This window comes from Runella sp. R5_40 (assembly GCF_057652295.1).
In genome coordinates this window covers 143,817-159,631 of the sequence record NZ_JBYFCH010000006.1, presented here as the reverse complement: position 1 = coordinate 159,631, position 15,815 = coordinate 143,817, and the positions used below count along the sequence as shown (strand labels likewise).

Here is a 15,815-nt window from a genome sequence, read left to right as displayed (position 1 = left end):
ATTAAAATTGATTAAATTTTCGTGATAGGGTGTTGAAACGAATCGTTCAAGTTTTCTTTACGATACTGCGCTGTTACGTCCTCATAAGGTGTGTAATACGCCTGATAGCGTTTCCATTGGCGACGGCGGCGACCCATCATAAGTCGAAATGCCAAGCCAAAAAACAAGAAAAAGAAAAACGCTTTCAATAATAAGAAAGGCAATATGAACAGAAATAATGCGCCAAAAAATACGGCTCCGATAACTCTCAAAATAGTAAACATAGCTGTTAAATGGTTATATGGTGATGTGTACAAACCCTGTACAAATAGGATGACGATTGAAATCAAAAATTACTTTAACGAATTCTGATTTTTTTTGAATTAAAGTGGCAGAGCAAAAGTTTTGGGGTATTTGCTTCTATACAATTCATTGACTTTGAACGGATAACGATTAACAGATAACGGTTAACTTGTGCTATAGCACTTAATTTTTACCGCAACGTTTGCGCCATTCTTCGCGCAAGCGAGCGCGCTCTTCCTCGTTCATGTGTAGCCATTTTTCCCGAAAAGCAGCTTTCTTTTGGGCGTGCTGTGCCCAAGGTGCGCCCTTGCCACGGCTAAAGTTCCCAAACAACAAACGGCACAAAATCAACAACCCCACGGCTTGCCAATAGGAGATAAATGCTACTCCCAGTAGCGCAGGCAAAATAGCGTTCCAAAGCCACATGACGGCAGCCCCAAGTACCAAAACGGCCACCGCTGCAAAAAGCGGAAATAAGAAAAAATAGGCCCGACGATTGTGTTTAGTAGTCATGGTTGCGTTGGTCAAAAAAATGGTTAATCAATCAATAAATCTTGGTACAAACCCGCCAACCGTTTTCGCAAGTGCTGCACTGCGTAGCGCTTGCGAGAAATCAGCGTTTTGATGTTCTCACTCGTGCGGTCGGCAATCTCCTGAAACGTCTCGTCTTCGAGTTCGTTCCACACAAATACCTGACGCTGGTTTTCGGGCAGTTCGTCGAGGGCTTCCATGAGTTGTTGCCAAAACAACTCGCGGAGATAGTCACTTTCGGGCGTTCCGTCGTCGGCGAGCAATAAATCTTTGAACACAATTTCGCCGTCTTCGTCCTCATAGCCATAATCTTCGAGGGTTTCGGGGCGCTGCTTGCGGTAGGTATCCACAATGCGGTTCCGAGCCACACGATACAGCCAGCTTCCCACTTGCTCAATGGCTTCTACTTCGGGCTGACTGCTCAGTTGGTACCAAACGTCCTGCAAAATATCCTCAGCATCTTCGTCGCTGCTTACGCGCTGACGAATGAAGCCAAAAAGTTGCTTGCTGTACTTTTTGATGGTCTGAACAATAGGTAGTCGTGCGGTTGCCAATGTTAATTTTAAGTGGTTAATTGGTTAGACGAACAACGTTGAAAATTACTTTAAACCGTGTAAAGTTTTTTTTTCAATAGACGTTTTTGCTCGTTCTGTCGTACTGAATATAGTGGAAAAGACCTTAAAATCATTTTTTGTCATGAAAAGTCAGGGGTAAAACTTCTTCCCTCTAACTTCGTTTATATCTTTGTAGTGTACAATTTTTTCTAAACATCAACCTAAAATCTGAATGGCTGTAACTAGAGATACCTTTCCGTGGCTAAAATTTTACCCAGCGGGAATGCCCTTTGAAATTAATCCAGATGTCTATTCGTCGTTGTTAGAAATGATTGACGAAGGCTTTACCAAATATGCTTCGCGTAAAGCTTACGCTTGCATGGGGAAAGAAATTACGTATGCTGAGTTAGATAAACAGTCGCGCAATTTTGCGGCCTACCTGCAAAGCATTGGCCTCCAAAAAGGCGACCGCCTTGCGATTCAAATGCCCAACGTACTGCAATACCCCATTGCGATGTTTGGCGCATTGCGGGCAGGGCTCACGGTGGTCAACACCAATCCGCTTTATACGCCCCGCGAAATGGAGCACCAGTTCAAAGATTCGGGAGCAAAAGCCATTGTGATTTTGGCCAACTTTGCCTCTAACTTAGAAAAAGTGCTTCCCCATACCAATATCGAGCACGTACTGGTCACCGAGATTGGCGATTTGTTGGGTTTTGGTAAAAAACAACTTGTCAATTTTGTGGTAAAGAATGTCAAAAAGATGGTTCCTAGCTATGACCTTCCTACCGCAAAGTCGTTTACGGATGCGTTGAGCAAAGGCGCCGCCGCCGAATACCAAAAACCTGATTTGAGGAATTCAGACTTGGCCTTTATTCAATATACGGGTGGGACAACGGGGGTGTCGAAAGGCGCCATGCTCACTCACCGCAACATTATTTCTAACGTAGAAGCCAACTGCGTTTATTTGAGCCCGATGCTCAATACGATTCCCGAAGGACAAACCAACGTGATTGTGGCCGCCTTGCCGCTGTACCACGTGTACGCGCTTACGTGCAACGCCCTTTCTGCCCTTAAAAACGGCGGAATGAACCTGTTGATTACCAATCCACGCGATATGGAGGCGTTTATCAAAGACCTCAAAAAATACAAAGTGACCACCTTTACGGGGGTAAATACGCTGTACAATGGCTTGATGAACAACCCTAAAATTGGCGAAGTGGATTTTAGCGGCCTCAAAATAACCTCGGCGGGAGGAATGGCACTACAAAAAGTGGTGGCCGAACGCTGGTACAAACTCACAGGCAATTTGCCCACCGAGGGCTACGGCTTGTCTGAGACGTCGCCCGTGCTTTGTGCCAACCCATTGAAAACCACCGACAACCGCGTTGGCACCATCGGAATCCCCTTCCCTAGTACTGAAATGCGCATCATGCGCGACGATAGCACCTGGGCCGACATAGGCGAAGCGGGTGAAATCTGCGCATTAGGGCCACAGGTAATGCCAGGGTACTACAACCGCCCCGACGAAACGGCCAAAGTGATGTTTACCGACCCTGCCGATGGCCGTCAGTGGTTCAAAACGGGGGATGTTGGAGTGATGGATGCTGATGGCTTTTTCAAAATCGTTGACCGTAAGAAAGACATGGTACTTGTGTCAGGTTTCAACGTGTATCCCAACGAAATAGAAGATGTCGTAGCCCAATGTCAGGGTGTTTTGGAGGTTGCTTGTATTGGTGTACCCGACGAAAAAACAACCGAAGCAGTGAAGATTTTTGTGGTAAAAAAAGACGAAAGCCTTACAAAAGAGCAAATTATGGCCTATTGCCGCGAAAACTTGACGGCCTACAAATGCCCTAAGCACATCGAATTCCGTACCGAATTGCCCAAGACCAACGTAGGCAAAATTCTACGGAAAGCTTTGCGGGATGAGGTAAAAAAATAATTGTATGTTTTTCTCAAAACGCGACCTTCAATTTAATCTGTACCAACTGCTTGACGTAGAGCAGTTGGTACAATACCCGTACTTCCAAGACCACAATCGGGAATCGTTTGATATGGTGCTGGACGCCGCCGAACAAATAGCCGACAAAATGCTGCGTCCTTTACTCACCGAAATGGATCGAAATGAGCCCCAACTTGTCGATGGCAAAATCCGCGTCCACGAAGGGATGAAAGCCATCACGCGGCGTTTTGGGGAAGATGGCTGGATAAATGCCACTTTTCGCTACGAAGAAGGCGGGCAACAACTCCCCGCGACGGTTCACAATGCGGCAGCGTTTATTTTTCAAGCCGCCAATTATTCGGCCAGCGTGTATCCATTTTTGACCACAGGAGCGGCCAATTTGATTAGAAGTTTTGGTTCACAAGAACTCATTGATACCTACACGCCCAACATGTACAACGGCCGTTGGCAAGGCACCATGGCCCTGACCGAACCCAACGCAGGAAGCTCATTATCAGACATTTCTACCAGTGCCAAACCCACCCAAGCCGCAGGTGTTTACAAAATACAAGGGCAAAAAATCTTTATCTCTTGCGGCGACCACGACGCCTGCGAAAACGTAGTTCACTTGTTATTGGCCAAAATCAAAGGCGGCCCCATCGGTACGAAAGGAATCTCGTTGTTTGTAGTACCTCAGCAACGCGTTACCCCTGAAGGGTTGCTGCCAAACGGCGTCACCACAGCAGGGGTCTATCATAAAATGGGCTACAAAGGAGCACCCATCGCGCACTTGATGTTTGGCTCAGATACTGATTGTGTGGGCTATTTGGTGGGCGAAGAACACAGAGGCTTGAGTTATATGTTCCAAATGATGAACGAAGCTCGGGTTGGAGTGGGCACCAACGCGGCGGCCATCGGTACGGCAGCCTACTATGCTTCGTTGGCCTATGCCAAAGAACGTCCACAAGGCAGGCCCATCGCGGCCAAAGACCCAGCCCAGCCTCAGACGCTGATTATCCACCACGCCGATGTCAAACGAATGTTATTATTTCAAAAGTCGGTGGTCGAAGGTTCGCTATCGTTGTTGTTGCAGTGTGGACTTTGGGCCGATATTGCCCACGTAGCCCAAGGCACCGATAAAGAGAGAGCCGAACTTTTACTGGATTTGCTTACGCCCATTGCCAAATCGTATCCGTCCGAAATGTGCTGCCAAACTACCAGTGCCGCCGTGCAGATTTTGGGAGGTGCAGGCTATACGACCGATTTCCCGCTCGAACAATATTACCGCGAAGCCCGTATTCATCCCATTCACGAAGGCACAACGGGGATTCATGGGCTCGATTTGTTAGGCCGAAAAATTACCCTCAAAGGTGGAAAAGCGGTACAATTGCTGGCCGAAGAAATGAGCCTAGCCATCGCGCAGGCCAAAGCAGCTGCCAACGAACCAAAGCTACCTATTTGGGCCGAGCAGTTGGAAAAGGCATTGCTCAAGGTACAACAAGTAACGGGGCATTTGTTGGCGATAGCTCCGCAAAATGTGGAGGCGTTTTTGGCCGATGCTACGCTGTATTTAGAAATGTTTGGAATTACGACCATCGCTTGGCAGTGGCTCAAACAAGCAACCGAAGCAAACAAAAAACTGGCGGATGCCAACGCCGATTCAGAACGCCATTTTTACCAAGGGAAAATAGCGACCGCTCATTATTTCTTTGAATATGAATTGGTAAAAACAACGGCGCTGGCCAAGCGTCTTCTTAGTCAGAATCGAGCAACGGTGGAGATGCAGCCCGAGTGGTTCTAATTCTGTTGAATAGTATAAAAACAAAAAAGCCGTGCAGAAGATCCGCGCGGCTTTTTGACTTTACTCAACGTTATGAAAAACTCTTTATTTTGACTCTTCTTATAATAAGAAGTAACATCATTAGTAAATGTAGTAGCTTCTAGTTTACTTAAACACAGCCTATTTTGGTGGCAGTCGTTTAAACAACTCTACAAAGTTAGTGACTTATTCTGGTAGAAAGAAATACATTTCATTGAAAAAAAGACAAAAATCACCAAAAAGCCCACGAAAAGGCTAAAAAAGGCTATGTTCTACCGCCTTTTTGACACAAATTTTTTTACTAAACTTACGATTAGCTTCCCTAAACCTTCCAAAGATAGCCCAAACTTATTTTACGGCTTCATAAATTAGCCTTGAAATATCCGCGAGTGCTTTTACTCCTTCTTTGGGTTTGGTCAATTTCTTTGACAATAAAACCAGCACATATTTTCGTCCATCGGGAAGAAATACGATGCCCGAGTCGTGCTGAACTCCCGTAATGGAACCTGTTTTGTGAGCCACCTTGACGTTGGTGGGAAGTTGGGCAGGAATAATTTCGTTGAATTTTTGATCAAACAAAATACGAATCATGGCATCACAGGCTTTTCTGTTGACCACTTTTTTCAACGCAATTTTTTCAAAAATAAGCATCAAATCATAAGCCGTGACGGAGTTGTTCAGTCCTTTCTGAAACGCTTTGGTATCTTCCACTCCTCGCAAAACCTGAATATCTTGCGCCCCAAGTTGACGCATGGTTGTATTGGCATTTTTGGCATCCACGAGGTCTATCAAAATATTCGTGGCAAGGTTACTACTCACAATAATCATTTGATAGGTGAGGTCATAAATCGTCATTTTTTTGCCAATTTGGCGATACATATCATCGGCGCTGTCGTCGCTAATGTCAAGCTTAAACGGGCTGCCATCGACTATGCTCTTGAATTCATTTTTGACCAAAATCGAATCCGTAAGTTTGAATTTTTTCGCTTTGGCTTGCTTGAAAACCTCAATCATCACGGGCGTTTTCATGGTACTCGCTGCGTGGAAGTTTTCGTGATCATTAATAAAAAGGGTCTCTTGCGTTTGAAGGTCTTTAAAAGCAACTGCGAACTCCCCTTCTACGGTTTTGAGGCGTGCTGTAATCGTCTCTTTAAGGCTAGAGATAGGAGGTTTCTGGGCAAAAACGCAGAGGGATAAACAAGAAAGAAGAGTTAGGTAGAGAAGTTTCATGTTGATGATGTTTAAACACGAAACTTACCAATTTTTTCGGAATTTAGCACCAAAAACCACAACAGCGCTGCCTAAATTAGGCAACGCCGTTGACAGATTGATTAGGTATCGTTACCGTTTTGTGATTGTGGTTGCTCACAACCACAATTTTCTCCTTATTGAGGACGGTAAATTTTGATAACGCCGTCGTTTTCACTACTGACAATCAATAAGCTTTTCTTGAGCGGGCTTTGGTTTGCGGGAACAAACAAAACACCTTCTGGTGCATCACCCGTCTTGAGAAGTTGTAAAAAGACGGGAGCAGTGGGATTGGTCACGTCATAAACAGCCACTGCGTCGGCGCGTTCCATGCCTACAAAAGCTACTTTACGAGCCCCTACTTGGCCAATGGCAATACCTTCAGGCTCAACGCCTTTGTCGTCGCTACGGGCATCGTCATAAACTCCCGCAGCAATGCTGCGTACTTCAAGCTCATTTTTGCTATCAAATACCTGAGCACCCGTATTTCCGTTCCATACACTAAACGAACGTGCTCCCAACGAATAAAGCGCATCATAATCATTGTCGCCGTCGGTATTGCCAAGGGTAGTTGTGATATTAAGGCGTCCCATCTGAGCATTAGTTTTAAGAGTAGCAGCACTAGGGAAAGCCGTCGGGTCGAGTATTATTGAACTGTGATTGACACGACGGATTTCAGAAAAACCAGTGTATTCGCGGGCGTCACCTTCATTGGCCGTGAAAAGATAAGGCACACCACCTGACTCTAGAACGGCAATGGCGTCGGGCTGATACATACCAAAAACTGGCCATTTTTTCAAGGCAATGGCATTGTCTTGATCGCTCACGTCGATGGCGTTTTCGTCAAGGTTATAATTTTTGAAGCCTAAAGGGAAAATGGTGGTAATCGTTTTTGACGTTAGGTCAATTTTGGCAATGGCGTTGTTTTCTTGCAACGTCACCCAAGCTGTTTTTGAATCATCCGAGACAGTAATGTATTCGGGTTCAATGTCTTGGGCAAAACTGGCGTTGAGTCCAAAAATACGCAACCCTTGGGCTCTAAGGGCTGCTTGCTGAGGAGCAAAACCTGAGAAATCGAGGGTTTTTACCGAATAATTGTCATCCACCGAAATGATAGAAATGCTTCCGACGGGGTCGATGGTGTAGGCGTCGTTGGGTTCGCCTTCGTTGGCAGAAAGAATAAAACGACCATCGGGCGAAAACGTTACCATGTCAGGCAAAGCACCTACTGGGATAACTTTTACTTCTTTTTGGTCAATGGTGTTGAATACCACAACCTTGCCTGGATCCGTTTTGGTAGATGACTCAATAGCGGCCGCTAATTTACCATTATAAATGCTAAGGCTATTGACAGCTCCGCCGTACGGAGCCATGCTGATATTTCCGATGACCTTGAGCTGGCCATTCGCTCCTACTTCTAGGATGTCAATTTTGTTAACGGTACTGTTATTGACCACAAACAAGCGCCCAGTAGTGGGATCATACGCGCTAATCTCGGCAGCGCCTGTGTCACCGATATCAATGCTTGCAATTTCGGCAAAAGTAGCGGGGTTTTCATTGAATGCAGGGTCGAGACGGTGATCGGCACAAGCATATACAAACAACAATAGCGTGAGGGGTAAAAGTATCTTTTGCATATAACGAAATGGATTAAGCTGCAAAAATAGCTTCGTGGTATTACCCCTATTTCACGCAAAAGTTAAGCTCAAATGAAGTTTTAGGTACGTTTAATGAATATGGTTTTACAATTCGTTAATTCTGACTGTCGCCAAACATTGGTCAGACGACAGTCAGACTAGCGGTCATTTGTTTATAGACCAAGGTCAGACGACAGTCAGACCGCACTTAGCATTTTTTACTTGCAACTGCCCTAGCGGTCTGACTATCGTCTGACCGAAATCAGGTTAAACCACCGACACCTTTTTACCCCCAGCTGCAATAGACTTATAAACCGCCTCAATCACTTTCATGTCTTTCAGTCCTTCTTCGCCCGTCATATTTGGGTCGGGTTTACCATTGAGGATACAATCGGCCAAACCGTCCATTTGCCACGTTTGGTGCATTTTGGTGGTGTCCCAACTCATTGCGCCTTGGTGAGTACGGCCTTTGATAGGGCCATAGCCAAACGCGGGACTAAGCTCGACAAAGCCTTTTTCCCCGATGACATACAATCGTTCTAAGTTGTTGAAATTATAGGTAGTCACGCACGACGCAATCGCCCCACTTGGGAAGCCCATTTGCCAAGTGATGGTTTCGTCAACCTCCTTGAATTTAACAGGGTCGGTTTTGGTTTCTTCCGCCGATACCCAAATCGGTTCTTCTCCCGTGGCGTAACGCGCCCCATTGATGCAGTAAATGCCCACGTCCATCATGGCCCCACCACCCGCTAAGGCTTTCTTGAGGCGCCACTGTTTGGGGTCACCAATTTTGAAACCGTCGTAGGTATTTACGTGCAAAATCTTTCCTAATTCGCCCGATTTACGCAAGCGAATCAGTTCACGGGTATAGGGTTCAAAGTGTAAACGATACCCAATATAGAGCTTCACATTTGCTTTTTTGCAGGCGGCAATCATCTCTTCAGCTTCTTTGACCGTTACCGACATTGGTTTTTCACAAATCACGTGCTTCCCCATTTTGGCCGCCCGAATCACGTATTCGTGGTGCATAGAGTTAGGAAGCGTTATATACACCGCGTCGATGGCAGGGTTATCTTTGATTTGTTCAAAATTTTGGTAGCTGTAAAAATTGGCCTTGTCCAGTCCAAACTTGGTGCTCCAGGTATCAATTTTAGTAGGGGTTCCTGTGACACCCCCTATGAGTTTTGCCAACTTACAATCTTTCATAGCCGTAGCTACGCGGTCGGCGTAGCTCCCCAATCCTACCAAAGCCACGCCAAGTTGCTTGCCGTCGGCGGGTAAAGCGTGTGCTTGTTCGGGAAAAGTAGTAGTAGCCAATGATAACGTAAGGGCCGAACCGCCCACTTGGCGAAGGAAATCGCGACGAGAGTTCATAAAAAGAGCTGGATTAGTTTTCTATTAAAAGCAGCTACATCGCTTTTTCTTTCGGGCTCGTCCAATAATTTTACGGTATCTTTAAAGTTTGCGTATTTTTGGCCATTCATTTTTAATTGTTGTCCCAAACTAATCATTTGTTACAACTCATCTCAACTAAAACCTCCATGAGAAAACCACTATTGTTTTTGACGGGCTTACTTCTGAGCTTACAGGCTCTGGCCCAACTTCAATCTCCTACGCAGTTCTTTGGCTTTGCGCCAGGGGAGCAAATGGTACCTACCCACCGTCTTTATCAGTATGCTGTGCACGTATCGCAGCAAGTGCCTGCCAAAGTAAAATTGATGTCGTACGGACAAACATTTGAAAAACGTCCACTGATGATGGTCGTCGTGAGTTCGGAAGAAAACATTAAAAACCTAGACCAAATCCGTACCGACAACCTCAAGAGCATCGGTTTGATGGCTGGGCAACCAACCAGCAAAACGCGGCCTGCGATTGTGTGGATGAGTTACAACGTGCACGGAAACGAAGTAACCAATTCGGCCGCATTTCCCAAAGTATTGCACGAATTGTTGGCAGGTGGAGCGGTAGCCGACAAGATTCTAAAAAACACCGTGGTTATCTTGGCCCCTTGCCTTAACCCCGACGGCCACGACCGCTACGTCAACTGGTACAACCAAAAAGTAGGTGTGACCGCCAATGCCAACACATCCGCTTGGGAACACGGCGAGCCTTGGCCAGGAGGACGTTGGAACCACTACTTGTTTGACCCCAACCGCGACTGGGCGTGGCAGACCCAAGAGATTATGCAACAACTCGTGGCGACGTTTCAACAATGGATGCCGCAAGTACACGGCGACTTCCACGAAATGGGTCCCAACAGCCCGTACTATTTTGCCCCATCAGCCAAGCCTTACCACGAGGACATCACGCCGTGGCAACGCGAAATGCAGGAAGTGATTGGTACATACAACAAACGTTACTTTGACCGCAACAGCTGGCTCTATTATACCCGCGAGCGTTTTGATTTGTTTTACCCAAGTTATGGTGATACTTGGCCTACTTACAACGGTGCGATTGCCATGACTTACGAGCAAGGTGGCGGCGGCATCGCTGGATTGGCCTACGAGCGCCCCGATGAAGGAGATACCCTTCGCTTGACCCACCGCGTGGCGCACGTATCGGCGGCGAGTATTGCCACCATGGAAGCCATCGCTGACCGTTCGGGAAAAGTAGTAGAAGAGTTTGTGAAATTCTACGACCGCAACCAAAATAGCCCCATTGGCCTTTATAAATCGTACGTTGTAAAAACAGCAGGCGATGAAGGCCGCGTAAAAGCGTTGAAAACGTTGTTGGATAAAAACCAAATCCGCTACGGATACGCCAACGACAGCCGTGCATTGACTGGCTACAACTATTTGACTCAGAAAGACGAGTCTTTTAAAACTGAAGCGGGCGACTTGGTCATCAGTGCTTACCAACCCAAGTCGAACCTGTTGAAGATTTTGTTTGAAATCAAACCCATGCTTGAAGATTCGGTCACTTACGATATTACGTCTTGGTGCGTGCCGTTGGCGTACGGTGCCAAAACATACGGCGTAAAAGAGCGACTCACCCCTAACCCACAAGCACCTGCCAGCAGCCCACAACCTGCGATTAACGGAAAGCCTTACGCTTACATTGTATCGTGGAAATCGGCGGAAGATGCCAAATTTTTGGCCGCCATTGCAAAACAAAAAGTACGGGTTCGGGCAGCAGAAAAAACGTTTGACATGGGCGGCAAAACCTATGCCGCAGGTACGCTCATTATCACCCGGGCAGGAAACGAAGGGCTAGGTGATTCGTTCGACAAGATTGTACAAACCGAAGCCACTAAGTTTGGGGTAGCACTCAGCGCCACTGAAAGCGGGGCGGCTTCTAAAGGCTCTGACTTTGGCTCTGACTATGTCTATAACCTCAAAACAACGCCACGGGTTGGGCTTCTAGCAGGTGAGGGTACCACGGCGACCAACGTAGGCGAAATTTGGCATTTCTTCGATCAAGAACTCAGCTACCCGCTGACGCTCATCGACCCAAACAGCCGTTTTGGCGCAGGGATTCCGTTTGCAAAATTGGACGTATTGATTGTCCCATCGGGCTTTGGTTCACTTATTCGTGAAAGTCAATTCCCTGCCTTGCGCGAATGGCTCCGCAGCGGTGGTCGTTTGATTTTGTTGGAAAATGCTACTGGGCTTTTGGCAGACAAAGAAGGCTTTGGCTTGAAAAACAAAAAAGACGACAGCAAAAAGTCAGACAAAAAGAACGATGACGATAACCTGAAAGCGTTTGCCAACCGCGAGCGTGAGTCGGTGTCAGACGAATCGCCAGGAAGTATCTATAAAATCAAATTGGACAATTCGCACCCATTGGCCTTTGGATTCCCTGACCACTATTTTGCCCTTGTCAACAACGTTTATAACTACGAATTCTTGAAAAACGGCTGGAACGTTGGCTACTTAAAAAGCGAAAAAGAGGGCTACGTAGCTGGTTTTACGGGTAAGAATGTGAAGGAAAAACTCCCTAACTCTCTTTTCCTTGGTGTAGAAGAAGTAGGTCGTGGTAAAATAGTTTACATCGCCAACAACCCACTTTTCCGTGGTTTTTGGTACAACGGTAAGTTGTTGTTCTCCAACGCGGTGTTTATGTTGCCGTAGTGTGGTTTTCACCAAAAAATATACGAAAAGAGGCTGTCCTTGTGGGACAGCCTCTTTTCGTATATCGGGAAAATAGTTATCTACTACAGCAACCCTTCGCGGGTCATAATGGTTGTAAGTTGTACGCCAAGTTCGTCAGAAGCTTTGACTAATGGCAAACGCACTTCGCTGCTGCATATCCCTTTGATTTCGAGGCACTTTTTGATGCCTACAGGATTTGATTCTGCATACAATGGGCCGTCCATGTCCAAGAAACGATACTGAATTGCGGCGGCTTCGTCGGGACGATTTTCGAGGGCGTGCCACGTCATTTCGGTAAATTCTTTCGGGAAAGCGTTGGCAATCACCGAAATAACGCCTTTCCAACCAATACTAATCATGGGTGAAACGTGGTTATCATCTCCCGAAATCAACAAAAAGTCGCTTGGGCACAGTTTAGCCAACTCCATGTATTGGTCAAAATTGGCACACGCATCTTTGATACCAATGATATTAGGATGTTTGGCGAGTTCTACGATGGTTTCTATTTTCATGTTTACCACCGTACGTCCTGGTACGTTATACAACAACACAGGCACAGGACTCGCGTCGGCAATGGCCGTAAAGTGGGCAATCAAACCACGCTGTGAAGGCTTGTTGTAATAAGGACATACCGACAAAATAACATCTACTCCCGAAAGGTCGGTTTGTTTCAATGTTTCCAACACAGCACGGGTGTTGTTGCCACCTAAACCATATACTATTGGGAGCTTTTTGGAGTTATTATCTTGAACAAACTTCAACAAATCGAGCTTCTCCTGAGCAGTAGTAGTGGAGGTTTCGCCCGTTGTACCTTGGACAACAAGGTAGTTTACACCGCCTTCGCTTACAAAATCAATGAGTTTTTTGAGCGCCGTGTAATCAATATCGTGGTTGGTGTCGAAGGGGGTAACTAAAGCTACGCCCACTCCTAAAAATCGGGTATCCATTTGATTTGTGGTACGGACAACTTGCCCGTCAATATATACTGGTAGATGATTGGTAGATTGAGGCCACAAAGGTATTAAAATTTGTCAATCTATTGCTTCTAAAATGATATTACACGCTTCCCTAATTTGGGCCTCCGTGATGACAAGCGGCGGGGCAATCCGCATGGAGTTATCGCAAAACAAAAACCAATCGGTGATTACTCCCGTGCCCTGTTTTGCCCGCAATATCGCGCGGTCAATGATGGGTTTTAGTACTTCAAACGACTCAAATTCGACCGCCAACATCAGTCCTTTCCCCCGAATTTCTTTGATGGAAGGATGCTGTAACAACCCGCGAATAAGCTGCCCTTTAGCGACAGCGCTTTCAGCAAGCCCTTCTGACTGAATCACTTCTAGGGTAGCCAACGAAGAAGCACAACTTACAGGATGTCCACCAAAGGTAGTGATATGGCCTAAAATGGGATTGTTTTTAAAAACTGCCATGATGCTTTTGGACGAAATAAACGCCCCAATGGGCATTCCGCCTCCCATGCCTTTGGCACACAACAAAATATCAGGTACGACCCCAAATTGCTCAAACGCCCAGAAGGTGCCCGTTCGACCAAATCCCGTCTGAATTTCATCATAGACCAACAACGCGCCCGTTTCGGTACAACGCGCGCGCAAGGCTTGGTGGTACGCAACGTCGGGAACCCGCACACCTGCTTCGCCCGAAATCACTTCGATGATGATGGCCGCCGTTCGGGTCGTGATTAGGGAAAGGTCTTCCAATACGCCAAAACGAATGTGACGAACATCGGGAAGCAATGGTCGAAAATTGCGTTTGAAAAACTCAGCCCCTGCCAAACTCAGTGCACCCTGGGTGCTGCCATGATACGCATTGAAACATGAAATGATTTCGCTGCGCCCCGTAAAGCGCTTGGCGAGTTTCATGGCTCCTTCGACTGCTTCCGCGCCTGAGTTGGTGAAATAGACGTTGTCTAATGGCTCCAGACCTGTAAGGTTTTTGGAAACCTTACAGGTCTCGCGCGGAACCTTACAGGTCTGGACCAGCGCCTCTGCCAACTTCACTTGGGGCGTTTCGATGTACTCCCCGTACACCATTAAGTGCATGTATTTATCGAGCTGCTGGTGAATGGCTTTCAGCACGTGGGGATGTCGGTGGCCTGCGTTGCTAACTCCAATCCCCGAAATCATATCGACGTATTTTTCGCCGTTGGCACCGTACAGATAAATGCCCTCCGCACGGTCGATGTCGAGGGCGAGCGGAAAATCAGACGTTTGGGCGAGGTAATTATAAAAAAGCTCGTGACGATTCGTCATACTATTCAAAACAATGGTATCAAAAAGCGATTTACGAATAAAATAAACACGTCGCACAAATTAATATGCGACGTGTCTGAACTACTCTTCAAATTGTTGATAAAGAAACTCCCAAGTAATTAATAGCCTGGGTTTTGTACTAATTTTTTGTTCGTATCAATCTCGCGTTGCGGAATCGGAAGAACCAAGTTATTGGCGCTAAAAACCGTTGTCCCTACCGTTCCTTTGGTACGCTTGATGTCGTGAATTTGTTGACCTTCAAACGCTAATTCCAGTTTACGTTCTTTCAGGATGGCGGCTAGAGTAAGTGACGCAACTGGCGCCAAACCTGCCCGAACACGAATCATGTTGATGTCGGCCAAAGGCGTTGCGCCTACGGTCGTTCCTAAACGGAAGTTTGCTTCCGCACGGATAAGGTACATTTCTGCTAAACGAAGCACGGGTACATCGCCAAAACGGTCGTTGAATTTGCTGGTAAATGTACGTGAACCTGCGTTGCTTGTATTGAAGAATTTACCACGAATATCGTTTGCTTCGTAAAGAGCCAAATGTTTTGTCTGAACTCGAATATCTCCACGACCTTGGTTCAAGGCAGAAGCATAGTACGTATTCATGTCGTTGGCACCATCCTGATCGGTTACTACGATGCTGAAAATGCTCTCGGCATTGTCGTCAACAAAGGCATTGGCAAAATCAGTTTCAAGTTCAAATAATCCTGAGGCAATAACGCGGTTGGCCGCATCACGCGCAGAGGCATTGTTTCCTTGCATCAAATAAACCCGTGCCAAAAGAGCAATGGCAGGCGGGTATTTGGCCAATTGCTCCGCCTTTGTCAGGTCATCAATGATTTGGGCATACACTTCTGCGACACTGTTACGCGCTTTGTAATCTTCGTCAGTGACCGAACGCGTAGGGTTCAACACCAACGGTACGCCTAAATTGGCCGCATTATCGCCGTCACCCCAAGCTTTGGCATACAAGCGTACGAGTTCAAAGTAAATCGCCGCCCGAATAAAACGAGCTTGCGCTTCAACGGGACCTCGGTTAGCAGTGCTTACTTTGTCGAGGGCACTCAACACGTTGTTGGCACGGTTAATCGCGGCGTACGAGTTGTTCCAAGTGAGCGTAGTTTGGGAGTTACCAGGGGTAATTGTTTTACGCCAAAGCTCGTCTAAGGTAGTAAACGTTCCACCGAAAACTACTTCTCGGTCATCACCAAGAAGGTCGCCCGTATATTGGAAAGCACCACCATATACATTTATGCTACTCATACCATCGTAAGCCCCTACAAGGGTTACGTTTACGTCTTGTTCGGTTGCCAAGGCCGTCGATTCGTCGATACTTTGAGTCGGCTGTACATCGAGTCGGTTGGCACAGGCAGCGCTCAAAAGCATTACTGAGCCTGCAAGTACAAAAGATTTAATGGATGTATTCATTG

General features: G+C 46.6%; 12 protein-coding genes. 3 read left to right on the top strand and 9 right to left on the bottom strand.

The genetic code is table 11. From position 1 onward, the window contains the following. Positions 1–11: 11 nt before the first annotated feature. The 3 genes from AC23N5_RS13370 to AC23N5_RS13360 all read right to left on the bottom strand — a co-directional run bounded on the left by AC23N5_RS13370 (position 12) and on the right by AC23N5_RS13360 (position 1,367). Positions 12–263 carry a hypothetical protein gene (locus AC23N5_RS13370; protein WP_028522544.1) on the bottom strand — a complete coding sequence of 84 codons (252 nt, stop codon included), beginning with the start codon at positions 261–263 and terminating at the stop codon, positions 12–14. A 202-nt stretch (positions 264–465) separates the two neighbouring features. Next, positions 466–795: a hypothetical protein gene (locus AC23N5_RS13365; protein WP_183970929.1), complete on the bottom strand. Its 330-nt coding sequence runs from the start codon at positions 793–795 to the stop codon at positions 466–468. A 23-nt stretch (positions 796–818) separates the two neighbouring features. Further along, the gene (locus AC23N5_RS13360; protein ID WP_487755968.1) at positions 819–1,367 is read right to left on the bottom strand and encodes an RNA polymerase sigma factor; all 549 of its coding nucleotides are present in this window, start codon (positions 1,365–1,367) and stop codon (positions 819–821) included. Positions 1,368–1,599: 232 nt separating this feature from the next. On the opposite strand from AC23N5_RS13360, the gene AC23N5_RS13355 reads away from it, so the two are divergent. Next, positions 1,600–3,312 carry an AMP-binding protein gene (locus AC23N5_RS13355; RefSeq protein ID WP_487755967.1) on the top strand — a complete coding sequence of 571 codons (1,713 nt, stop codon included), beginning with the start codon at positions 1,600–1,602 and terminating at the stop codon, positions 3,310–3,312. A 4-nt stretch (positions 3,313–3,316) separates the two neighbouring features. Beyond that, positions 3,317–5,113: an acyl-CoA dehydrogenase gene (locus AC23N5_RS13350; protein ID WP_487755966.1), complete on the top strand. Its 1,797-nt coding sequence runs from the start codon at positions 3,317–3,319 to the stop codon at positions 5,111–5,113. A 366-nt stretch (positions 5,114–5,479) separates the two neighbouring features. On the opposite strand, the gene AC23N5_RS13345 is transcribed toward AC23N5_RS13350, so the two are convergent. From AC23N5_RS13345 to AC23N5_RS13335, 3 genes are all read right to left on the bottom strand, one after another. Further along, entirely contained in the window at positions 5,480–6,361 is an 882-nt protein-coding gene (locus tag AC23N5_RS13345) for a serine hydrolase (protein WP_183970926.1), read from the bottom strand. A gap of 155 nt (positions 6,362–6,516) precedes the next feature. Continuing rightward, positions 6,517–8,016, bottom strand: coding sequence for a choice-of-anchor I family protein (locus tag AC23N5_RS13340; RefSeq protein ID WP_487755965.1), 1,500 nt, complete (start codon positions 8,014–8,016; stop codon positions 6,517–6,519). Positions 8,017–8,283: 267 nt separating this feature from the next. Then, on the bottom strand, positions 8,284–9,390 hold the full coding sequence (locus AC23N5_RS13335) for a Gfo/Idh/MocA family protein (protein WP_487755964.1): 1,107 nt from the start codon (positions 9,388–9,390) through the stop codon (positions 8,284–8,286). Between the two features lie 167 nt (positions 9,391–9,557). Between AC23N5_RS13335 and AC23N5_RS13330 the strand changes: the two genes are divergently transcribed. Next, positions 9,558–12,086: a M14 family metallopeptidase gene (locus AC23N5_RS13330; protein WP_487755963.1), complete on the top strand. Its 2,529-nt coding sequence runs from the start codon at positions 9,558–9,560 to the stop codon at positions 12,084–12,086. A gap of 83 nt (positions 12,087–12,169) precedes the next feature. Here the strand turns inward: AC23N5_RS13330 and dapA are convergent, their stop codons facing one another. From dapA to AC23N5_RS13315, 3 genes are all read right to left on the bottom strand, one after another. Continuing rightward, positions 12,170–13,054 (bottom strand): 4-hydroxy-tetrahydrodipicolinate synthase, encoded by an 885-nt coding sequence (gene dapA, locus AC23N5_RS13325; protein ID WP_183970922.1) that lies wholly within the window; start codon positions 13,052–13,054, stop codon positions 12,170–12,172. A gap of 84 nt (positions 13,055–13,138) precedes the next feature. Further along, positions 13,139–14,377 (bottom strand): aspartate aminotransferase family protein, encoded by a 1,239-nt coding sequence (locus tag AC23N5_RS13320; protein ID WP_487755962.1) that lies wholly within the window; start codon positions 14,375–14,377, stop codon positions 13,139–13,141. A 119-nt stretch (positions 14,378–14,496) separates the two neighbouring features. Then, on the bottom strand, positions 14,497–15,813 hold the full coding sequence (locus tag AC23N5_RS13315; protein ID WP_487755961.1) for a RagB/SusD family nutrient uptake outer membrane protein: 1,317 nt from the start codon (positions 15,811–15,813) through the stop codon (positions 14,497–14,499). Positions 15,814–15,815: the final 2 nt, after the last annotated feature.

Coding starts and splice junctions, on each gene's coding strand:
- AC23N5_RS13370 (WP_028522544.1), bottom strand. CDS start 263: ATGTTTACTATTTTGAGAGTTATCGGAGCCGTATTTTTTGGCGCATTA.
- AC23N5_RS13365 (WP_183970929.1), bottom strand. CDS start 795: ATGACTACTAAACACAATCGTCGGGCCTATTTTTTCTTATTTCCGCTT.
- AC23N5_RS13355 (WP_487755967.1), top strand. CDS start 1,600: ATGGCTGTAACTAGAGATACCTTTCCGTGGCTAAAATTTTACCCAGCG.
- AC23N5_RS13350 (WP_487755966.1), top strand. CDS start 3,317: ATGTTTTTCTCAAAACGCGACCTTCAATTTAATCTGTACCAACTGCTT.
- AC23N5_RS13345 (WP_183970926.1), bottom strand. CDS start 6,361: ATGAAACTTCTCTACCTAACTCTTCTTTCTTGTTTATCCCTCTGCGTT.
- AC23N5_RS13340 (WP_487755965.1), bottom strand. CDS start 8,016: ATGCAAAAGATACTTTTACCCCTCACGCTATTGTTGTTTGTATATGCT.
- AC23N5_RS13335 (WP_487755964.1), bottom strand. CDS start 9,390: ATGAACTCTCGTCGCGATTTCCTTCGCCAAGTGGGCGGTTCGGCCCTT.
- AC23N5_RS13330 (WP_487755963.1), top strand. CDS start 9,558: ATGAGAAAACCACTATTGTTTTTGACGGGCTTACTTCTGAGCTTACAG.
- dapA (WP_183970922.1), bottom strand. CDS start 13,054: ATGGATACCCGATTTTTAGGAGTGGGCGTAGCTTTAGTTACCCCCTTC.
- AC23N5_RS13320 (WP_487755962.1), bottom strand. CDS start 14,377: ATGACGAATCGTCACGAGCTTTTTTATAATTACCTCGCCCAAACGTCT.
- AC23N5_RS13315 (WP_487755961.1), bottom strand. CDS start 15,813: ATGAATACATCCATTAAATCTTTTGTACTTGCAGGCTCAGTAATGCTT.